This window comes from Kribbella sp. NPDC051620 (assembly GCF_044453825.1).
Classification (GTDB): domain Bacteria; phylum Actinomycetota; class Actinomycetes; order Propionibacteriales; family Kribbellaceae; genus Kribbella.
The window spans coordinates 264834-284427 of record NZ_JBITDB010000005.1; the positions used below are offsets into that span (position 1 = coordinate 264834).

General features: G+C 68.1%; 16 protein-coding genes. 3 read left to right on the forward strand and 13 right to left on the reverse strand.

The window, feature by feature from the left end:
* Positions 1–421 precede the first annotated feature (421 nt).
* On the forward strand, positions 422–1021 hold the full coding sequence (locus ACIA12_RS25850) for a response regulator transcription factor (RefSeq protein WP_396369661.1): 600 nt from the start codon (positions 422–424) through the stop codon (positions 1019–1021).
* Here ACIA12_RS25850 and ACIA12_RS25855 read toward each other — a convergent pair.
* From ACIA12_RS25855 to ACIA12_RS25900, 10 genes are all read right to left on the reverse strand, one after another.
* Positions 1000–2709 carry an ABC transporter ATP-binding protein gene (locus tag ACIA12_RS25855; RefSeq protein WP_396369662.1) on the reverse strand — a complete coding sequence of 570 codons (1710 nt, stop codon included), beginning with the start codon at positions 2707–2709 and terminating at the stop codon, positions 1000–1002. The genes ACIA12_RS25850 and ACIA12_RS25855 overlap by 22 nt on opposite strands.
* Positions 2706–4367: an ABC transporter ATP-binding protein gene (locus tag ACIA12_RS25860; RefSeq protein WP_396369663.1), complete on the reverse strand. Its 1662-nt coding sequence runs from the start codon at positions 4365–4367 to the stop codon at positions 2706–2708. Before ACIA12_RS25860 ends, ACIA12_RS25855 begins: the two co-directional genes overlap by 4 nt.
* Entirely contained in the window at positions 4364–6331 is a 1968-nt protein-coding gene (locus ACIA12_RS25865) for a prolyl oligopeptidase family protein (RefSeq protein WP_396369664.1), read from the reverse strand. Before ACIA12_RS25865 ends, ACIA12_RS25860 begins: the two co-directional genes overlap by 4 nt.
* A 148-nt stretch (positions 6332–6479) precedes the next feature.
* Positions 6480–6617, reverse strand: coding sequence for a SapB/AmfS family lanthipeptide (locus ACIA12_RS25870; protein WP_012924049.1), 138 nt, complete (start codon positions 6615–6617; stop codon positions 6480–6482).
* A gap of 4 nt (positions 6618–6621) precedes the next feature.
* Positions 6622–9183, reverse strand: coding sequence for a class III lanthionine synthetase LanKC (gene lanKC / locus ACIA12_RS25875; RefSeq protein WP_396369665.1), 2562 nt, complete (start codon positions 9181–9183; stop codon positions 6622–6624).
* Positions 9184–9421: 238 nt separating this feature from the next.
* Positions 9422–10378, reverse strand: coding sequence for a hypothetical protein (locus tag ACIA12_RS25880; RefSeq protein WP_396369666.1), 957 nt, complete (start codon positions 10376–10378; stop codon positions 9422–9424).
* Between the two features lie 35 nt (positions 10379–10413).
* A complete protein-coding gene (locus tag ACIA12_RS25885) occupies positions 10414–11496 on the reverse strand; it encodes an ABC transporter ATP-binding protein (RefSeq protein ID WP_396369667.1) in 1083 nt (360 codons plus the stop codon).
* Positions 11493–12299, reverse strand: a complete 807-nt coding sequence (gene modB, locus ACIA12_RS25890) for a molybdate ABC transporter permease subunit (protein WP_396369668.1) — start codon at positions 12297–12299, stop codon at positions 11493–11495. The genes ACIA12_RS25885 and modB overlap by 4 nt, the downstream gene beginning before the upstream one ends.
* Positions 12300–12642: 343 nt before the next feature.
* A complete protein-coding gene (gene modA, locus ACIA12_RS25895; RefSeq protein ID WP_396369669.1) occupies positions 12643–13419 on the reverse strand; it encodes a molybdate ABC transporter substrate-binding protein in 777 nt (258 codons plus the stop codon).
* The gene (locus tag ACIA12_RS25900) at positions 13419–13814 is read right to left on the reverse strand and encodes a molybdopterin-binding protein (protein ID WP_396369670.1); all 396 of its coding nucleotides are present in this window, start codon (positions 13812–13814) and stop codon (positions 13419–13421) included. The genes modA and ACIA12_RS25900 overlap by 1 nt, the downstream gene beginning before the upstream one ends.
* Before the next feature lie 112 nt (positions 13815–13926).
* Between ACIA12_RS25900 and ACIA12_RS25905 the strand changes: the two genes are divergently transcribed.
* Both ACIA12_RS25905 and ACIA12_RS25910 read left to right on the forward strand, forming a co-directional pair.
* Complete coding sequence (locus ACIA12_RS25905) at positions 13927–15852, forward strand: acyl-CoA dehydrogenase (protein ID WP_396369671.1); 1926 nt, start codon at positions 13927–13929, stop codon at positions 15850–15852.
* A complete protein-coding gene (locus ACIA12_RS25910) occupies positions 15845–16462 on the forward strand; it encodes a hypothetical protein (protein WP_396369672.1) in 618 nt (205 codons plus the stop codon). Before ACIA12_RS25905 ends, ACIA12_RS25910 begins: the two co-directional genes overlap by 8 nt.
* A gap of 12 nt (positions 16463–16474) precedes the next feature.
* Here ACIA12_RS25910 and ACIA12_RS25915 read toward each other — a convergent pair whose 3' ends face one another.
* The 3 genes from ACIA12_RS25915 to ACIA12_RS25925 all read right to left on the reverse strand — a co-directional run bounded on the left by ACIA12_RS25915 (position 16475) and on the right by ACIA12_RS25925 (position 19539).
* Complete coding sequence (locus tag ACIA12_RS25915; protein ID WP_396369673.1) at positions 16475–17392, reverse strand: nucleotidyl transferase AbiEii/AbiGii toxin family protein; 918 nt, start codon at positions 17390–17392, stop codon at positions 16475–16477.
* A complete protein-coding gene (locus tag ACIA12_RS25920) occupies positions 17389–18288 on the reverse strand; it encodes a type IV toxin-antitoxin system AbiEi family antitoxin domain-containing protein (protein ID WP_396369674.1) in 900 nt (299 codons plus the stop codon). Before ACIA12_RS25920 ends, ACIA12_RS25915 begins: the two co-directional genes overlap by 4 nt.
* A gap of 612 nt (positions 18289–18900) precedes the next feature.
* Positions 18901–19539 (reverse strand): LuxR C-terminal-related transcriptional regulator, encoded by a 639-nt coding sequence (locus tag ACIA12_RS25925; RefSeq protein WP_396369675.1) that lies wholly within the window; start codon positions 19537–19539, stop codon positions 18901–18903.
* Positions 19540–19594 lie beyond the last annotated feature (55 nt).

The following is a 19594-nucleotide window of genomic DNA, read 5'->3' on the forward strand; positions in this document are numbered from 1 at the left end:
GCCGGCCGCTTACGAGGGCGGCCGTACCGGGCTCCGCAGTCTGGTGAGGTACCACTCCCTTCCGGGGTGCAGGGGACGGTCATCCGGGCAGATCACGAGACAGCGTCCGAATGATCACGCATCGGTAACGACGTGACCGGCCCATCGTGCTCGAAGCAGCGGCCGAGCGCAAGAGGGATGACCGGATCCGCACAAGATTTCGCCGAGTCCGAAGATCCCGAAAGCCCAACAACAGAACGGTTTCCCGCCTGAAACAGATCTGTTTCAGGCGTGTCTTCTCAGCCTGTGGACAAGCGCTTGCTTCAGGCATCGGAGCGGATTCACCCGTGCCCTCGGTGGAGTTCGCTCGTTGACCCAAGGACGGGACCTGGCCAACGCCTGGGCGGTGCCGTGCTGAGGCAATCGATGATGGGGGCGTGCGGTGATCCGAGTAGTCCTCGGGCACCGCGGCACGATGGTGCGAGGTGCACTGGCCGCGGTGCTGTCCCGAGAGAACGACCTGGACGTGGTGGCCGAGGTGGAGTCCTCGGACGAGGTGATGGTCGCGATCGGCCGGCGGCCGCATGTGGTGCTGCTCGATCCGCAACTGCCCGGCAAGGTCGGGATCGAGGACCTGTGCCGCAAGCTGACCGGCCGCGGCGTGCTGGTGCTGATCGACCACGAGGCGATCGCCGCGACCAGCCTCGCGCTGGTCAAGCAGGCGCCGCGGATCGGGCTGATCGCGACGGACTCGTCCACCGACCAGTTGGTCGAGGCGGTGCGCGACGTCGCCAAGGGGCTGCCTGTCGTCGACGTCCGGCTGGCGGTCGCCGCGCTCAAGGCGGGGGACAACCCGCTCACCGACCGCGAGTGCGAAGTGCTGCGGCAGGTGACGACCGGCGCGACCGCGCAGGAGATCGCGCGGACGCTGAGTCTGAGCGCGGGCACAGTACGGAACTACTTGTCCCGCATCCTCGCGAAGACCGGTGCACGGTCCCGGATCGAGGCGATCCGCAAGGCTCAGGACGCGGGCTGGATCTGATCCCGCCGGAGTTGGCTGCCCTGGAGTTGCGGTTGCCAGTGGCCGAGGAGTTCGCGGTAGAGGGGTGAGGTTCGCATCAGCGTCTGGTGGGTGCCGATCGCGGCTTTGTTGCCGTCCAGGACGAGGATGCGGCGAGCGCGCAAGGCCGAGCTGATCCGGTGCGCGATCACGATCAACGTGCCGCCGCGCTTGGCGAAGGCCTCCTCCGCGCGCCGCTCAGCCTCTGGGTCGAGGAAACAGGTCGCCTCATCGAGAACGACCAGCGGAGCAGGGGACAGATACGCGCGAGCGAGCGCGATCAACTGCCGTTCGCCCGGAGACAGTTCGCCCGGTCGTACCCGCGCACCGAAGCCGCCGAGTCGTTCGACCAGCCGCTCGGCGCCAATGGCCTCAACGGCTTGCATGACCTCGGAGATCGTCGCGTCCGGCAGCAGATAGGTGAGGTTCTCCATTAACGGTCCGCTGAAGACGTACGCCTCTTGCGGAATCAGCACCCGCGTCGCGGCCAACCGCTCGACCGGTACTTCGCTGGGCGGTACGCCGCCGAGCGACAGCCGGCCACTCGTCGGCGCGAGCATGCCGCACACGAGCCCGGCCAGAGTGGACTTGCCGATACCGCTCGGCCCCACCACAGCCAGGTGCTCGCCCTCGGCCACCGTCAGGTCGAGCCCGTCGAGCACGGGATCCGCGGACGGCCCATAGGCGAAGGTCAACCCACGCAGGTGAAGCTGGTACCCGTTCACCTCATCGACCGGCCGGGGCTCGGGCGTCGGCGCCGCCGAATCGAGGATGCGGCCGAGCGTGATGACATACCGCAGCCCGCTCTCGCCAAGCGCACCCATCACCGTGCTCAGGGCGGGCTGCAGGCCGACGAGCACATAGGTGAGCCCTCCGAGCAGCGTGCCGGTACTGATCCCACGACCGACCAGCCACGGACCTGCCGCCATCAGGATCAGCAGCGGCGCCCAACCGCCCACCGCGAAGCACAACGTCCGCAGTGCAGCCACCTTCGCAAGGGACCGTTCGGCAGCCGCCTGTGCCTCGATCGGCTTCCCCACCAGGGCTTCCGCGAACTCTTCAGCCCCCGTGGCCGTGATGTCCCGTACGCCGCTGAACGTCATCCCGGCCGCCGTCGCCAACTCCTCATCGGCCTGCAACGAGGCCCGCACCCGATCAGCAGCCATCCCGAGCACTCCCAGCGACAACACAAAACCAACCAGGAACGGCGGTACGACAAATGCCGCGACCAAAGGCGCCAACGACAAGAGACCGACCAGTACTCCGAGCAGCGTGACGGCGAAGTTGCGGATCACGAGCACGAGGCCGGCGAAGGTGTCGCGGACGATCTCGACCTGACGGTTCAGTCGGGCCACCGCTGCCTCGTCGCCGGTGCGCAGGGCGCCACCGACGACGCGGCGTACCAGGTCGTCTCGCAGCGGCTCGACCAGGTGGCCGAGGCGGCCGTAGACCTGGTGGGAGCCGGCGGCGCCGAAGCAGGCCGCCACGATCAGGCCGCCGAGCCAGGCGATCCCTTGCCAGGCACGGCCGTCGAGGAAGTTGTCGGTGGCGTGGGCGACCGCGACGCCGTAGACGGCGGTCGGGAGGATGTCGGGGATCGACCAGAGCGCGAGCTTGATGGTGGATCGCTTGCGGAGGGCGGCGGCGCCGTAGCGGAGTTCACGCCTCATCCGAAGACCTCGCGGTAGGCGGCGTGCTGCCAGAGCTCCTGGTGGGTGTCGACCGCGCGGACCTGACCGTTGTCGAGCCAGACGACGAGGTCGGCGCGGGCGGCGGTCGCGGTCCGGTGCGTGACGATCAGGCGGGTCCGGCGATGCCGGTCCTCGGTGAGGGTTTTGCTGATCTGCATCTCGGTCGCGGTGTCGAGGCTCGAGGTCGCGTCGTCCAGCACCAGCAGGCGGCTTGCGGGCCAGGCCCGGGCAAGCCCGAGGCGTTGGCGCTCGCCACCCGACATAGGGGCCTTGGGCAACGGAGTGAAGTAGCCCTCGGGGAGGCGGCTGACGAAGTCGTGCGCGTGGGTGGCGCGGGCCGCGGCCAGCGTCCGGACTGGGCCGACGGCGTCGTGGGAGATGGCGTCGCCGACAGTCGTGCCGACCAGGGTCGGGCGCTCGAAGGCGCAGCCGACCGCAGTACGGAGAGCTTGGCGGTTGAGGGCTTGCAGCGGTACGCCGTCCAGCAGGACCTGCCCGAAATGGGGGTCGCGGAGGCGGGCGGCCAGGCCGGCCAAGATGGATTTGCCGGCGCCGCTGGGGCCGACGACGGCGACGGTCGCGCCGCCGGGGAGGTCGAGGTGGACATCTTGCAGCAGGGCCGATTCCTCGCCGAAGACGGTGACGCCGTCGAAGGTCAGCCGGCCGGGGCCGGGTGGTAGCGCGAGCAGGCCGTGGGCGACGGGCGTGATGGCGAAGACTTCGGCTGCGCGTTGGATGCCGGCGCGGGCTCGGGCGATCTCGCCGATGACGCCGGTGAGGCTGCCGAGTCCTGCGCCGAGTACGGCGTACTGGCTGGCGGCGAAGAGTTCGCCTGCGGTGATGCGGCCGTCGACGAGTTGAAGGCCGCCGACGGCCAGGACGGCGACCAGGACGAGCGGGCCGACGATGGCGGCCTGGGCGCTGGAGCGCGCGAGGACCTTCCAGGTCTCGAGGCCGTGCTTGTGCAGATCTGGGAGGAAGCCGAGGATACGGCGCTCTTCGCGGGCTGTGGTGCCGGCGGAGGCGATGGTGCGGAGGCCAGCCACTGCTTCGGTGAGGAGGGCGGAGATGCGGCCCTGGGTTTCCTGGTAGGCCAGGCTGAGCTCTGCGGTCCGGCGGGCGAAGACGAAGAGGACGCCAATGACGAGGACGACGCCGCCGAAGAAGGCGACGGCGAGCCAGGGGTCGATGAGGGCGAGGAGGACGAGGCTGCCGATCGGGGGTGCCGTGGCGGCGACGGTGGTGACGGCGGCTGGACCTGCTTGGGCGGCGTCGGAGGCGTTGCCGGAGACGCGGCTGACGAGGTCGCCGGGGTCGAATTCGCGGGTGCCTTCCGGGCCGCCGTTGACGACCTGGCTGACGAGGCTGTGGCGGAGCCAGGCGGTGGTACCGGCGACACACGCCGTACCGGCGAAGGCGTCGATCAAGCTGCAGATGATGCCGGTGGTGATGAGTGCTGCCGCGATGCTGAACCACTTGCCGTAGTTGTCACCAGCAACAATCGCGTCCACCGAATGCCCAAGCACAGAAGGCAAAGCAAGAGCCACCCCACTACCGGCCAGCGCGGTGACGGCGATCACCGGCAGCCACCATCCCCCATGCCGGGCGACAGCACCAAAGCTGGCGGGCGTCGTCATTGGATCAAACCGGTGTGGTGGGCTAGGAAGGCGAGCATGTCGGCGGCTAGGGCGATGCCTTTGCTGGCGGAGCCGGCGGCGTGGCCGGTGTCTTGGTCGTGGCGGAGGAGGACGGGGTTGTCGCCTTCGGTGGCGTGTTGGAGGGCGGCGCACATCTTCCTGGCGTGCAAGGGGTCTACGCGGGTGTCGCCGCCGAAGACGGTGAAGAGGACGGCGGGGTACTTAACGCCGGGCCGCACTCGGTGGTACGGGGAGTAAGACAGCAGATTGGCCAAGTGAGTCGGGTCGGAAGCTGAGCCGAACTCGGGAACCCAGCTTGCGCCGAGGCCGGAGTGTTCGTAGCGGACCATGTCGAGCAGCGGCGCGGAGAGGACCGCGGCGGCGAAGAGCTCGGGGCGTTGGGCGATGGCGGCACCGACCAGGAGTCCGCCGTTGGATTCGCCGCAGAGGGCCAGTTGGTCGGGAGTGGTCCAGCCCCCGGCGATCAGGGCTTCGGCGGCGGCGAGGTAGTCGTCGAAGACGTTCTGCTTCCGGTCGAGCATGCCGGCCTTGTGCCAGTCATTGCCGCGCTCACCACCACCGCGCAGGGTCGCCGTGACGAAGATGCCGCCGGCCGCCACCCAGGCGAGCGCGAAGGCCGAGTACGTCGGGGTCAACGACTGCCCGAAACCCCCATATCCATAGAGGATCGCGGGCCGCGGGCCGTGCTCACCCGGCTTGCCGACGACGAGCAGTTGCAGCTCGGTACCGTCCGGAGAGGTGAAGTCGACCTGCCACGACTCCGCGTCAGCGACTCCGATCGCACCCGGTGGTGGCGACCACAGCGTCGTCTGGTGCGACGTCACGTCGTACTGGTAGACGGCTGACGGCGTGACGCTGTCGGTGTAGGAGAACCAGACCTGGTTGTCGCCCTCCGGGCGGCTGGCCAACGAGCCGACCGAGCCGACGCCGGGCAACGGGACGTCATCCAGGTACCGACCGGTGACCAGGTCGTGGATCGCGATCTCACCGACCGCGTTCCGGGTCCGCCCGACGAGCACCACCTTGTCGAGGATCGCGAGGCTGCTGAGCGGAGCATCCGGATCAGCCGGAACGTAGTCGCGCCAGACGGTCGGATCCTCGGGGTCGCCGACGCAGATCTTGCCGGTCGGCGCGTCACGGGTCGTCACGACGTACAGGCGGCCCTCGCGGCTGACCGACATCACTGTGATCGCGTCGACGCCCTGCTGGACGACAGCCGGCGGACGGTCCGAGGTGAGATCGGCGAGCCAGAGATCGTTCGCGGTCCCACGAGCCGCCGAGATCGTCAGCCAGCGGCCGTCGGCACTGAGATCCAGCCCGTACGCCGCTTCGCCCGGAAGTACCCGCTCGTCGTCGGACCGGCCGAGCTCGTGACGTAGCACTTGGCGGAATCGCACGTAATAGAAGGCCTTCCCGTCCGGCAACCAGGCGACGGGGGAGTAGCGACAGCCATCGATCGGGCCGTCGACGACCGCGCCGGTGGCGACGTCGAGCACGTGCAGGATCGACTGCTCGTCGCCACCTCGGGAGATCTGGAAAGCGAGCAGGGATCCGTCGGGAGACGGCTGCCAGCTGTCGAGGGTGGTGCGGCCGGTCGGGTCGAGTTGCTGGGGGTCGAGAAGGACCGCGTCGTCGACGTACAGGACCGGATGTTCCTGCGCGGCGGAGCGGCGGACGACGAAGCAGCGGTCACCTCGCCAGACGGGGGTGGAGACGGAACCCACGCTCGACAGTGCTCGGACCCGGTTGCGGAACTTGTACCGCCCGGGGAGCGTGGTCGCGTGGTTCAGCCAGAGCTGGTCCTGGATCTCTTGCCACGCCTTCGTCTGCGGCGTGGTCGCGTCTTCCAGCCAGCGGTACGGATCGGGGATCGCTTGGCCGTGCAGATGATCGACGAGCGGCAGCCGCTCGGCATCGGGGTAGCTGAGGTCGAGGTCGTGCACGGGTGCCTCCTCCCGTCGCGGGCAGACCAAGGTGGAACACAGGTTCGGCCCTGGGTGGGAATACTGCCCACCCAGGGCCCCCGGAACCTGATGGCCGCGCCGCCGTGGTCATCACTCGACGTCCGGCGACGTTGCCTCAGTACCCGAATCAGTGGCAGAGCAGAAGGCTCAGGTTGCTCGGACGCTGGGAACCACAGCCGAGAACGGTCAGCGTGGAACCACCGTGGTGGTGGCCGCCGTGGCCGTAGCCGGGGGTCTCCAGACCCTGAAGGTCGAGAAGTGCCATTTGTTTACACCTCCTTCGAGGTGAGTAGGGACGGGGACTCGGACCACTGGGGAGGTCCGAGGAACGGGAGGGTGACGCGCCGCTCGTGCAGCGCCGCACCCAAAGCCAGCAGGACGCCGGCCGATCCGGTCGCCAGGTCCATCGAGAGACGGAGCAGCTGGTTGCCGGGGTACGCGAGGCCGCCTTCGAACGGCATCGCGTGCCAGCCGAGCCCGCGCACCAGGTCGGCGGTGTCGACCCCGAGCGCCGGAGCGGCGAGGAGAAGACCGGCGCGACCCATGAACAGGCCTGGCTGGACGTAGTAGGAGCAGCGGGTGACCTGCCGCAGGGGCTCGAGTCGCGCGGCCAGTTCCGACTCGGGCCGCAGCTCGAGGAACCGTTGCAGGACGAGCGCGATACCGGCCGAACCCTCTTCCAGATAAGGAAGTGTGCGCCAGCCCTGGTTCACCTGGACGGTGCCGTCGGGCGTCAGGACGCAACGTCGCAGATCCTGCCCGAGGGCGATCTCCGCAAGGTCCAGCAGGCCGGTGTCGCCGGTCAGCTCGTACGCTTCGAGGAAGAGCAGCGCCGGTCCGGACGAGCCGTACATCAGCCCGGCCCGCGGCTTGTCTCCACCACTGGTCTCCGGTACGTCGGTGACGTCGCCGAGCCGGTCTGCCACCAGGTCGACCACGTGGATCGCCTTGGCCCGCAGTACTGGCTCGCCGGTGAAGTGCAGCAGGTTGAGGCCGATGCCGGCCAGGCCGCTGTGCAGGCCGAGCTCTCGCGTCTCGAGTTGGTCGGCAAGCGTGCGCTCTACGAGGTCGAGTGCGTCCTGCTCATGACCCAGGCTGTTGAGGACATGGGCGACGCCGTGCAGCCCGTCGTACAGGCCAGGTCCGATCTCGCTGGTGAGGGCATGCTTGCGCAGCCAGTCCTCGTACTCCGGGAAGCGCCCGGCTCCGGTCTGGTCGAGGGCGTAGAGCACGCCGGCCGCGCCGGTCGCGAAGTTGGTGCCACCGCCGGGCTGGAACTGGGCGATGTCGCCGGGGAACAGCCGGTCGTCGCGCTCGGGAGTCGCGCTGGCGACGATCGCCTTCGTGAGCGCCGCTCGCACGTCGGCCCACTCCGCCTGACCCGGCAGCGCGAGCGACTCCATCTCGGAGTCGCTGGTCAGCTCGGGGCCGACGATCGTACGGACTGCCTGGTCGAGCGTCTGGCGCGGCACCGGGAACGTGTCGGCGATCATGTCGGCGAGCTGGAAAGCCTTGCCTGGATGGAGATTCAGCAGCATCGTCGTCTGCGGCGCGAACAGGCCGAGCGTGATGCAGGCCAGTGCGTACAGGTCGACATCGGGGCCTTGCCGGTCGCCGGGAGCGGCGTAGCCGGGGTGCGCGAGGGCTGATCGGGCCTGGTCCTCGACGAGCGTCGCGACCTCGAAGTCGATCAGCACCATTCGGTCGCCGTTGCTCAGGAGGACGTTGTCCGGGTGCAGGTCGCAGAAGACGACACCCCGGCCGTGCAGTTGAGCGACAGCGGCCTGGACGTCGGCGACCATCAGCGCGGCCCATTCGGCGTACTCGGCCAGCTCGGCCTCGGTCGCGTCCGGGTGGGTCAGCGGGTAGCGGCTGACGAGTTCGCGCTGGAGCGGGTTCGCGTCGACGAACTCCTGGACCAGGAAGTGGTGCTCGCCCAGCTCGAAGTAGTCGTGCACCTTCGGGACCACGTCGAGGCCCTCGAGACGCTGCAGGATGTCGCGCTCGTGGCCGACCCGGGCGACCGCGTCGCGGCCGCTCATGTCCAGCCCGGCGAGCGGGCGGCCTTCCTTCAGTACGACCTTGGCGCCGGTCTCGTTGTGGTGGCCGAGGTACACGCCGCCGCCGTTGGAGAACTGGATCACGCCTTCGATCGTGTACGCCAGCTCGTTGGTGGTGACCGAGTTGCGCGCTTCCAGATGCTCTTCCAGGAAAGGCGGCAGGGCCACCCACGGGGGCATCGAGAAGGTCGGCCCGCGATGATCCGGAACCAGCCGGCCGGTGTCGTCGGCGAGGGCGAGCACGCGCTCGCCACCTTCGTTGAGGCAGTACCGGCTGATGAAGGCGCCGTACCGGACGAAGAGCGGGCCTTCGGCGTACCGGAGGTCGCTGAGGATGTACGGGCCGCGGACTCCCTGCAGGAGATCGTCGAGCTCCTTGAGCACGAGCTCCAGCTGGGCCTCGTCGGTCGGGTAGATGGTGACGAGCTTGCCGCTCGAACCGCGCGGGGCGGACTTCGAGTTGACCATCAGCATCACGGGCTCGTTGCGCAGGAACTTGAACGCGATGCCGCGGGGGACGCAGTAGTCCCACACCACGGCCAGCGTCTGTTCGGCGTCCTCGAGTCCGGCGGAGACGTGGACCTTCCAGCCCTGGGCCGGCAGCTCGAGACCGTCCGGCGCGTAGTGCATCCAGGTCTCGCCGGGGACATGGCTCCAGCCGGCCGGTACCGGGCGCGAACAGAGCGCGAAGTCCGGGTGCTCGGCACCACGGTTGGTCGGGGAGTCGTAGAACCGCCGGTCGGCCAGGCAGTAGAGCTCGTAACTTTCCATGGCGATTCGTCCCCCCTCTCATTGGTGTGCCCGGCACATCTTGGGCAACGGGAGGAGGGCTGGCGTAGTGCATGACGTCACGACTAGACCGTGAAGAACTCACACCCTACGGATGGGTAAATAACCACTCTTTGTTACACCGCGATCACTTTGAGCGGTGAAAACGCTGTTACATGATGCCAGTTCGTGGCGGTGGCGTAACAGGGCGTAACTTGTTGCCGGTTTCCTCGTGCAGTGGTCATTCGGCCGACCGGTGCTGCTGGCTGGCGAAGTACGCGACCTTGCGGGCCCGCATCACCTCGCCCAGCGGACGGTGCTCGACGAGGGCGTTCCAGGGGTCGAACCTGGCCGAATCGACCTCCTTGCCGAAGGCCGGCTCGGGGTGCTGGCGGGGGATGGTCAGCTTGCCGACGGTCAGGTACGGCGCGTCCCAGATCCGCGAGGCGTCCTCGATCGGGGTGCGCTGCTCGTCGGTGAAGAACTGCACCTGGAAGTCGTAGGTCAGCGGCGCCTGGTCGAGCCGCTGGTAGATGTCGGCGGCCCAGTCTTCTTTGGCTTGGGCGTTGACCTCGGTCGAGGTTGCGGCCAGCTTCACGCGGACGGCGTACGGGCCGAAGGCGATCGGGGCGGCGCTGAAGAAGTCCTGCGTGGCGAAACCGCTGAAGGGCTCCTTGAGCGCCTTTTGTACCGTCTTGAGCTCCGGGATCATTCCGGGATCCTTGAGGACCCGCAGCAGCAGCTTGCCCGGTGTGCTGCCGCCGGTGGTGACGACCTTGGTGAAGTCCTCGCTGGTCGGCGAGCTGAACCGCTCGTGGTTGATCAGCGCGAAGTCCTGCGAGGCCGCTTCGCCGCCGAGCGCGCCCTTGCCGCTGACACCGAGCACCTTGATGGAGAAGCCGCGGATGTCCGGAGTACTGTCCGGCGCCCGGTTGAAGCCACCGTTGGAGAGCCGGAGCCAGGCGTCGTACTTGTTCGCGATCGCGAAGATGCCCTGCTTGGCGTGAGCGGGCAGGTCGCCCGGCACCTCCAGCGTCGCCCGCAACGCCGCCACCTGCTTGCGATGCAGTGCCCGTCCGACACCGAACTTCTCGTCCTTCCGCCCCTGCATCTCAGCAAAGGCCTCCCCCTGCGCCTCATGCCGCGCTGCCTCCCCGGGGTCGATCACTTCACGCCATTCAGTACTCGGCTCAGCCACGATGAGGGCTCCTTTTGGTGTCGCTGCTCGAGGTGTCAGGCGGGGTAGGTCTGGACTTCGGTTGCTTTGAGGGTGGCATGGAGTCGTTGGCCGGGGGTCAGGTGGAGGTCGGCTACGGCCGCGGTGGTGATGTCGGCCAGGAGGGTGGCGGGGGCGGCGGTCGGGGTGGGGGCTGCGGTGTCGTGGGGGGTTAGGCGGACTCGGACTGTGTGGGCGTGTTGTTCGATGCCGGCTACCTGCATGGGCCAGGTGTTGCGTGGGGTGCCGGTGGGGGGTTCGGGGTAGAGGCTTACGGCTGAGGGTGGGAAGGCTACGAAGACCTTGCCTTCGGAGGGGGTGGCGATGGTCAGCTTGCCGCCGTCTGTGAGGTTGACGGTCGTGCCGTTGGCGGTGCCTCGGTACAGGTTGAGGCCTACCAGTTGGGCTACGTACTCGGTGCGCGGGCGGCGGGCGATCTCGGTGGGTGGGCCCGCTTGGACGATCTTGCCGTGCTCGACGATGACCAGGCGGTCGGCGAGCACCATCGCGTCCAGTGGGTCGTGCGTGACGAGCAGCGTGCGTCCGTCGTACCGCTGGAGGTGCTGGCCGAGTTCGGCGCGGATGTGGAGGGTGGTGCTCGCGTCGAGGGCTGCCAGGGGCTCGTCGAGTAGTAGTAGGTCGGGTGACGTGGCCAGCGCGCGGGCCAGGGCGACGCGTTGGGCTTGGCCGCCGGAGAGTGAACGCGGGCGGGTTTTCGCGTACTCGGCCAGGCCGACCGTGTCGAGCCAGCGGGCGGCGGTGGCGCGGGCCGTGCGCTTGTCGGTGCCGCGGGCGCGCAGGCCGAAGGCGACGTTCTCGAGGGCGCTCAAGTGGTTGAAGAGCAGGTAGTCCTGGAAGACGACACCGATCGGGCGGTGATCGGCTGAGCGGAAGGTCTTCGGTGGCTCGTCCCAGAGGATGTCGTCGAGGCGGATGCTGCCGTCGGTGATCGGGAGGAGGCCGGCGATGGCGCGGAGGGCGGTGGTCTTGCCGGCGCCGTTGGGGCCGAGCAGGGCGACTACCTCGCCTGGCTCGACGGTCAGGTCGAGGTCGAGGTGGAAGGCGTCGCGGGTCACGTGCAGGTCGGCGTACAGGGTCATCGGAGACCACTGATCCAACGCTCGCGCAGGCAGGCCAGTACCACGACTGACACTGCGAGGAGCACGATGCTGAGTACTACGGCGACGTCGGGGTCGGACTCCAGCGCGAGGTAGACGGCGAGCGGCATCGTCGTAGTACGGCCGGGGAGGTTGCCCGCGAAGGTGATCGTGGCGCCGAACTCACCGAGCGCGCGAGCCCAGCACAGCACGGCCCCCGCCACGACGCCCGGCGCGATCGACGGAAGGGTGACGCGGCGGAAGGTCAGCCAACGGCCGGCTCCCAGCGTCGCGGCAGCTTCCTCGTACCGGGGATCGGCGGCTCGCAATGCCCCCTCCACCGAGATGACCAGGAACGGCATCGCCACAAACGCCTCGGCCACGATCACCCCGGCCGTCGTGAACGGCAGCGTGAACCCGAACCACAGATCCAGCCGCTCACCCACCAGCCCCCGCCGCCCGAGCACCAGCAACAACGCCACCCCACCCACCACCGGCGGCAACACCAACGGCACCGTCACCAACGCCCGGATGATCCCTCGCCCCGGCAACTCCGCCCGTGCCAGCAACCAAGCCAACGGCACCCCGAGCACCAGACAGATCACCGTCGCGGACGTCGCACAGATGAGGGATAGCTTGAGCGCCTCCCCAACCTCCGCACTGAACAACCGCTCCGGCAACGTCGACCAAGGCGCCTGAGCCAACAACCCGACAAGCGGAACCAGCAGAAAGGCGAGACCAAGCAGAGCAGGCAGCAGCAACACAGCAGGCAGTCGCCCACCGATCCGCTGCCTCCGAGCGTTCACGCCACCCAAGATCTCACCTCAGCCCACAGAACCCACCGCCCCGCGCTGCGCGCGAGGCGGCGGGGAAGAAGAAGCCGACCCTCGCACGAAAGCGAGTTGCCCCGGGCCCACAACCGTGGAGGTCCAAGCCCATGGGCTGACGGTCGTGGTGGTCTGAGCCGACCGCTCCACGGGGGTGGTCTGGGCCCACGGGTCCACGGGGTGGTGGTCTGGGCCGGGGCTGTGGTGGTGCGTGCCCGCCGGGCTACGGCTGTGCAGGTGCGTGCCCGCCGGTGCTCGGCTTTGGGCGGTTCCTCATCTTCTATCTCCGCGCTCCAGCGCGGAGCGCTGGAGCGCGGAGATTTCATGGGGCTTCGAAGCCTGCGTTGGTTAGCACCTTTGTGCCTTGGGGTGAGAGGACGTAGTCGACGAAGGCCTTCGCGGTTTCTGGGTTTTTGGAGGTGGTGAGGGGGGCTATGGGGTATTCGTTGATGGCTTGGGCTGCCTCGGGGAATTCGATGCCTTCTACCTTGTCCTTGGTGGCGAGGATGTCGGTTTTGTAGACGAGGGCGGCGTCTACCTCGTCGAGGCTGACCTTGGTCAGGGCTGCTTTGACGTCTTTCTCCAGGGTGTCGGGCTGGGGGGTTAGGCCGGCTGCCTTGAAGACCTTGTCGGCTGCGGCGCCGCACGGCACCTCCACCGCGCAGAGGGCGATCTTGCGGGTTTTGTCGGTGAAGTCCGCGAGGCCGGTGATCTTGCCGGGGTTGCCCTTGGGGACGGCGATCTCCAGTTCGTTTTTCACGAAGGTGGTGGGGGTGCTCTTGTCGGTGACCTGGTCCATGTTCTTGAGGGCGGCCGAGGCGAAGACGTCGGCCGGGGCGCCCTGGTTGATCTGTTCGGCGAGGGCGGAGCTGCCGGCGAAGTTGAAGACGACCTTGACGCCGGGGTGCGCCGCCTCGAAGTCCTTGCCGAGCTGGGTGAAGGTACCGGTCAGCGACGCCGCCGCGAACACGTTGATCGTGCCCGAGAGGTTCGTAGTACTGCCGCTCGGCGACGACGCCGCCGGAGTGTCGTCCCCGCAGCTCACCAAGGTCAGGGCGGCGACGGCAGCGGCGGCGGCTACAACAGCGCGGCGGAACATCAGGCCTCCGGGATCTCGACGACGACATGGGTGGACTTGATGGACGCGACGGCGATCACGCCCGGCTCCAGGCCGAGCTCGTCAGCCGCCTCCCGGCTCATCAGCGAGACGACCCGGAACGGACCGGCCTGCAGCTCCACCTGCGCCATCACACCGTCCTTGACGACGCGCGTGACGATGCCGCGCATGCGGTTGCGAGCCGACGCGGCCGTGGTGGTACCCGGCTCAGGCGACTCCGCCAGCTCCTGCGCGAAGGCGGCCAGCGCCGCCCCCTCGACGGCCATCCGGCCGCTCTCCTGTACTACCGGCAACCGCCCCTGGTCGACCCACCGGCGCAAGGTGTCATCACTGACTCCGAGCAGCGCGGCAGCCTCACTGATCCGCAAATTCGGCACAAACAGCATCATATCGCCGCATCTGCGCATCCTGTATGTCGTTCAAGCCTTACCGCTGCCGAACGTGAGCGTCGTTACGGACCCCGAGCGCGCCGCGGCCTACGTTTGGAGCATGACGGGGTTGCGCGAGTATCTGGACGGACCGCACAAGGCGGCACGGGATCTGGTCCGCGACGGGCTGGCGGCGAACGCCAGTCTGCTCGACGCCGGACTGGAGCTGAGCAGAGCGGAGTACCGGGACAAAGTGCTCGCGGTGATGCAGCAGATCACCGCCGAGGGCCACACCGCCCGCGGCTTCCCGAAGGAGTACGGCGGCCAGGGCGACCTGGGCGGGTTCCTGGCCGGCTTCGAGACGCTGGCCTTCGGCGACCTCTCGCTGATGATCAAGGCGGGCGTGCAGTTCGGCCTGTTCGCCGGCGCGATCCTGCACCTCGGCACGAGCCGGCACCACGACGAGTACCTGAGGGACGCGATCGAGGGCCGCCTGCTCGGCTGCTTCGCGATGACCGAGACCGGCCACGGCTCCAACGTCCAAGCACTCGGTACGACGGCGACCTACGACCCGGCGACCGAAGAGTTCGTCATCCACACCCCGACCCCCGCCGCGCGCAAGGACTACATCGGCAACGCCGCCCGCCACGGCAGGATGGCCGCCGTCTTCGCCCAGCTCGTGGTCGGCGGCGAGACCCACGGCGTGCACTGCCTACTCGTCCCCATCCGCACAGAAGACGGCGACCCACTCCCCGGCGTCACGCTCTCCGACTGCGGCGCCAAGCTCGGCCTGAACGGCGTCGACAACGGCCGGATCGTCTTCGACCAGGTCAGGGTGCCACGGACCGCGCTGCTCGACCGCTATGCGCAGGTCGATGCGGAAGGCAACTACACCAGCGAGATCGAGAATCCCGACCGGCGCTTCTTCACCATGCTCGGCACGCTCGTCCAGGGCCGTGTCTCGGTCGGCGGCGCCGCGATCAACGCGAGCAAGGTCGCCCTCACGATCGCCATCCGGTACGCCGACCGCCGCCGTCAGTTCGGCGCGCCCGGTAGCGCGGACGAGGCGTTGCTGCTCGACTACCGGATGCATCAGCGCCGGCTCCTGCCGCTGCTCGCCCGCACGTATGCGCTGCACTTCGCCCAAGCTGAGCTGGTGGAGGTGTTCGTCCGACTTTTCGGTGGCGACGGTGTGAAGGACGACCACGACCAGCGCGCGCTGGAGGCGCAGGCGGCCGGTACGAAGGCGCTGGGCACCTGGCATGCGACCGAGACGATCCAGATGTGCCGCGAGGCGTGCGGCGGCGCCGGGTACCTGGCGGAGAACCGGCTGGGGACGCTCAAGGCGGACACGGACGTGTTCACCACCTTCGAGGGCGACAACACGGTGTTGCTGCAGCTCGTCGCCAAGGGGCTGCTGACCAACTACCGGGAGTCCTTCGGCAAGCTCGACCCGCTCGGCAGCGCTCGGTTCATCGCGGCCCAGGCGGTCGAGATCGCGGTCGAGAAGACGGCGTTGCGAGCCCTGATCGAGCGGCTGCGCGACGTGGTGCCGAACCGCAACGACGCGGCCGACCCCGACGCCGGGCTGCGGGACGATGCGTACCACTCCGGCATGCTGCGCTTCCGGGAGGAGCACATGCTGGCGGGGGTGGCTCGCCGGCTCAAGCGTGGGATCGACGACGGGGTGGACGCGTTCGAGGTGTTCAACCGCTGCCAGGACCACGTCATCGCGGCCGGCCGGGCGCATGTGGAGCGGGTGGTGGCGGAGGCGTTCCTGGCCGCAGTACAGGCTGCGCCGGAAGGTGCTCCGCTGGACCGGCTGAAGGAGCTGTACGACCTGCACGCGCTCGTGACGATCGAGGCGGAGCGGGCCTGGTACATCGAGCACGGGCGGTTGTCGGGGGCCCGTTCGAAGGCGATCACGGCGCTGGTGAACGAACTTTGCGCGGTCGTCCGGCCGTACGCCGGAGAGCTGGTGGACGCTTTCGGCGTACCGGGCGCGGCAGTGGATGTGCCGATGGTTGTACCGTCTCAGCATGAGTGAGCCGATTGAGCCCGCATCGGCCGCCGAGGCCGCCCGCGAACTGGCGAAGGTGCTGCTGGCGCAAGCCGACGCGCTGGACCTGCACGACCTGCGGGCCACCACGGCGATCGAGAACGTCCGGGTCCAGGCCCGGGTGCTGGCCGACGCGGTCCACGAGCGCGGCTGGGGAGACATCTTCCTCGGCATCGACTCCTACGACCCCGACGAGCTGGACGACCTGCCGCTGGGGCCGGACGACTTCGACGACCCCGACGACTACCGCGAGATGGTCGAGCGCGGCGATCTGGACGACCTGGACGAGGTGATCGTCCCGGAGAACGGGATCCGGCTCAGCTACCAGGCCCGCTACGACTTCGTGGTGACCGATCCTGAGGCGTTCGTCGCCTACGTCCGCAGCCGCGCGGACGAGGCCCAGAACGACGAGGTGATCGAGGACATCGAGGACGCCCGCTCGGCCTTCGAACTGCTCGGCTACCTCGACGGCCTCGGCTCCAAGGACTACGACACCGTCGGCCTCACCCCGGCCGGCGGCGAAGAATCCCACAAGGTCGTCCAGTTCTCCCTCTGGGACCTGGACCCCACCCGCCGCGACGACACCTACCCGTACTAAGTCAGTCGGGTGCTACTGCCAGCGGCGCTTGGTGGCGTCCCAGGTGCCGTCGGCAAGCTCGTCACCGAGTAGCGGATCAAGGCAGGCTCCGGCGACGTTGAGGGCCATTGCGAGGTCATGGAGGTCCGCGGACAGTCCTGCCAGACCGGCTTCCCTGTGGTAGCCCGCCGGCCATTGTCCACCGGGTGAAACCAGCTTGGTGGGGAGCGAAAGATCTCGGTGGGTTGCCTCTGCCTGCAATGCGAAGGTGGTGCGGGCTGCGTCGAGACCGCTGCTACCAGTGACGATCAGGACCAGATCGACGAGATCGTGGTACCGAGTGGAGGGAGTCCCGTCTCGGTGGGTCTCGTACATCGCGCAGACCTTGTCGGCGATCTGGTCGGCCAACGGGTAGAGGGCGAACTCGGGGAGATCGGGAATGCCGGGCAGTTCGACGATCGGGGTCGGCCGAATCCAGTCGACCTGCCCGACCGGCCGCTTCTTGACGGAGACATCGATGCTGAAACGCTGGTACGCCGTAGTCCCGATGGAGGCAACGACGTGCACCTTGGCGATGGCCTTCTCAGCGCCTTCCTTGCTGTGTTCGTCGACCTTGCGGAGCTCGAAGCGGAAATGGTCAGTGCCACATGACCGGGCCATCACGGCACGGATCTCGTTGACCGGCACCCTGAGGTCGATGTTCTCGGTGGGGTAGAGCAGGTCGATGTCGTCGCTGTACCGCGCGTGCGGGAGCCGTACCAGCAGGCCAGTGCCACCCTTCAGGACCCAGGGCGCATCCGGGAGCTGGTAGACGCGGGCGAGGAACCGTTGCATGACGAACTCACGATTGACCTCCTGCGTCGGTCTGCCGGAGCTGGTGGCGATCTTCTTCATGTGCGCGTTGGCGCTGACCCGGAACTCGCGCGCAGTGGCGTACGGCTTGTCTCTCATCGGTCAGCTCGGTCCTTCGACTCGTGGAGCAGCCTCGCCCGAGCGTCGTAGGCCGTGCGCAGAGCCTCCTGTACCTCACCTGGCTCGTCTGTGATGCCCAGTACGGTTTGTACCTGCCGCAGTTCGGCCGTTGACAGGCCGATGTGCGCCGCGCGGTTGCGGAGATCCCTGGGGATCCGTGGATCCATCAACGCGAGCGCGTGGAGCAAGGCCGCGTCGGCTGGCGACGGTCTGGGCGCGACAAGCTCTGCTGCTTGCCTGGTGGCTTTGGGAACCCCCGCCTCATCGAGGAAGTTCCCCAGTAACCCGAGCCCGTGTCCGAGTTGCTGTCCATAGAGGTGTGCGTAGGGCGCGAGAGCTTCGCTGATCTCCTCCGCACTGACAGAAGCCACTGCGATTGCGTCGCGGACCACGCCACCCAGATGTCCACCGTCGGTCTGGGCCCTCGCCAGATCGCTGATGGTCTTCAGGATCGTCGTCACCGGCAGGCCGCTGACGATCTGCCACTCGTTCGGCTTGAGGGTCGCGCGATGGAACCGCACGTCCGGTCTCTTCGACTGCTTGCGGACGGCAACGGTGAACTCGAACCGATCGGCGTCCAGGTCGCCCAGTTGGTGGTAGCTCGCGGCCGAACGGTGCGACAGGACCGCGTCCGGATTCTGCAGGCGATCGACGACGAACTGGTCCGGCGCGAGGGCGAGCCAGGTCGCGCGGAGAGCGTCCAGCGGTGAGCCGGCGCCGACCACCCGATAGACGCCATGGGTCACTCGTTCCAGTACGCCGTCCTCCGCCAGCCGCGCCATGGACTGCGCGGAAACGCCGGCTGCACGCGCCTGGGCTGTCGTCACCAAACCCCATTGCTCGTCGGCGATCGCTGCGACCTTGGCTGCCAACACTTCGATACTCCTTCGGACTGCTTCGATATTATCCTACCACCGGAATATCGAAGTCTCGCCCGTGATATCTGAGTCGTCAGCTAACGGCTCGCAGATGGCTGGGTTCATGGATGAGCTGAATTGACGGTTGCCGCAGGCAACTAGCCTGTTGCTTTCACCCCTACCGGACCAGACCGGTCGGGGGTGGTTGAGTGTTGGATTGTTGTTGTGGTAGGCAACTTGTTTACTGGCGGGTACGGAAAGCGACGGTCGGTATACAGAGCGTCGCTCTGCGCTAGATCAATGCAAATGTTTGACCGCGCTCATGGCGGCGGTCAGCTACGTCGTGACAACGTTCAGTTGTCGGCGACGGACGGGTCGCTGGCACCAGGCTCCAGGCGGTACCGCGACTCCCGTCCGCGACCGGACTGTACCTCCCCTGCCGGTCACGGAATGAGTCCGCGGTTCCTCCCTCCTTCGGGCCGAACCGCCCTCTCGGGGCAAAGCAGGACGCCGGCCGTGTCGCCGGGGCGCCGGTCGCCAGTGAGGTGGTGACCGACGCCCGACACGGTCGGCGTTTCTTTTCCCGAAGTACTGGTTGTGAATCTGGGGACCAGTACTTCGGGAAACGCTTCAGCTGGTCAGATGCGCGAGGACGGCGAGCACTCGTCGGTGGCTGTCCGGGTGGTCGTCGATCCGGAGCTTCTGGAAGATGCTGCGCATGTGGGTCTCGACCGTGCGCTCGGCCAGCACCAGCCGGGCGGCGATGGCGGCGTTGGACAGCCCTTCGGCCACCAGGGTGAGGACTTCGCGTTCGCGCGCCGACAAGGCGGCGAGTGGATCGTTCGCCCGGGTCGGGGTCATCAACGCGGCCACGATCGCGGGATCGAGTGCTGAGCCGCCGTCGGCGACCCGTCGCATCGCGTCGAGGAAGTCGGCGACGCGGAGTACCCGGTCCTTGAGCAGGTAGCCGAAGCCGGCGGTGGCGACCAGGTCGACCACGTGCTTGGTCTCGATGTGCTGCGACAGCATCAGGATCGGCCGGTCCGGCGCCTCGGCCCGCAGTACGCCGGCCGCCCGGGCGCCGTCGTCCGTCATCGTCGGCGGCATCCGGACGTCGATGATCGTGAGGTCGGGCTCGGTCGCCCGGACCGCCTCGACCAGCTCGTCCGCGGTCGCCACGGCGCTCACCACCTGATGCCCGTTCTCGGTCAGCAATCCACGCAGACCCTCACGAAACAAGGCGGAATCCTCACCGATCACGACGCGCACGGGATCTCCGCCCTGATCGAGGTCCCCGCGCCAGGCGGTGACGACAGCGTCAGCG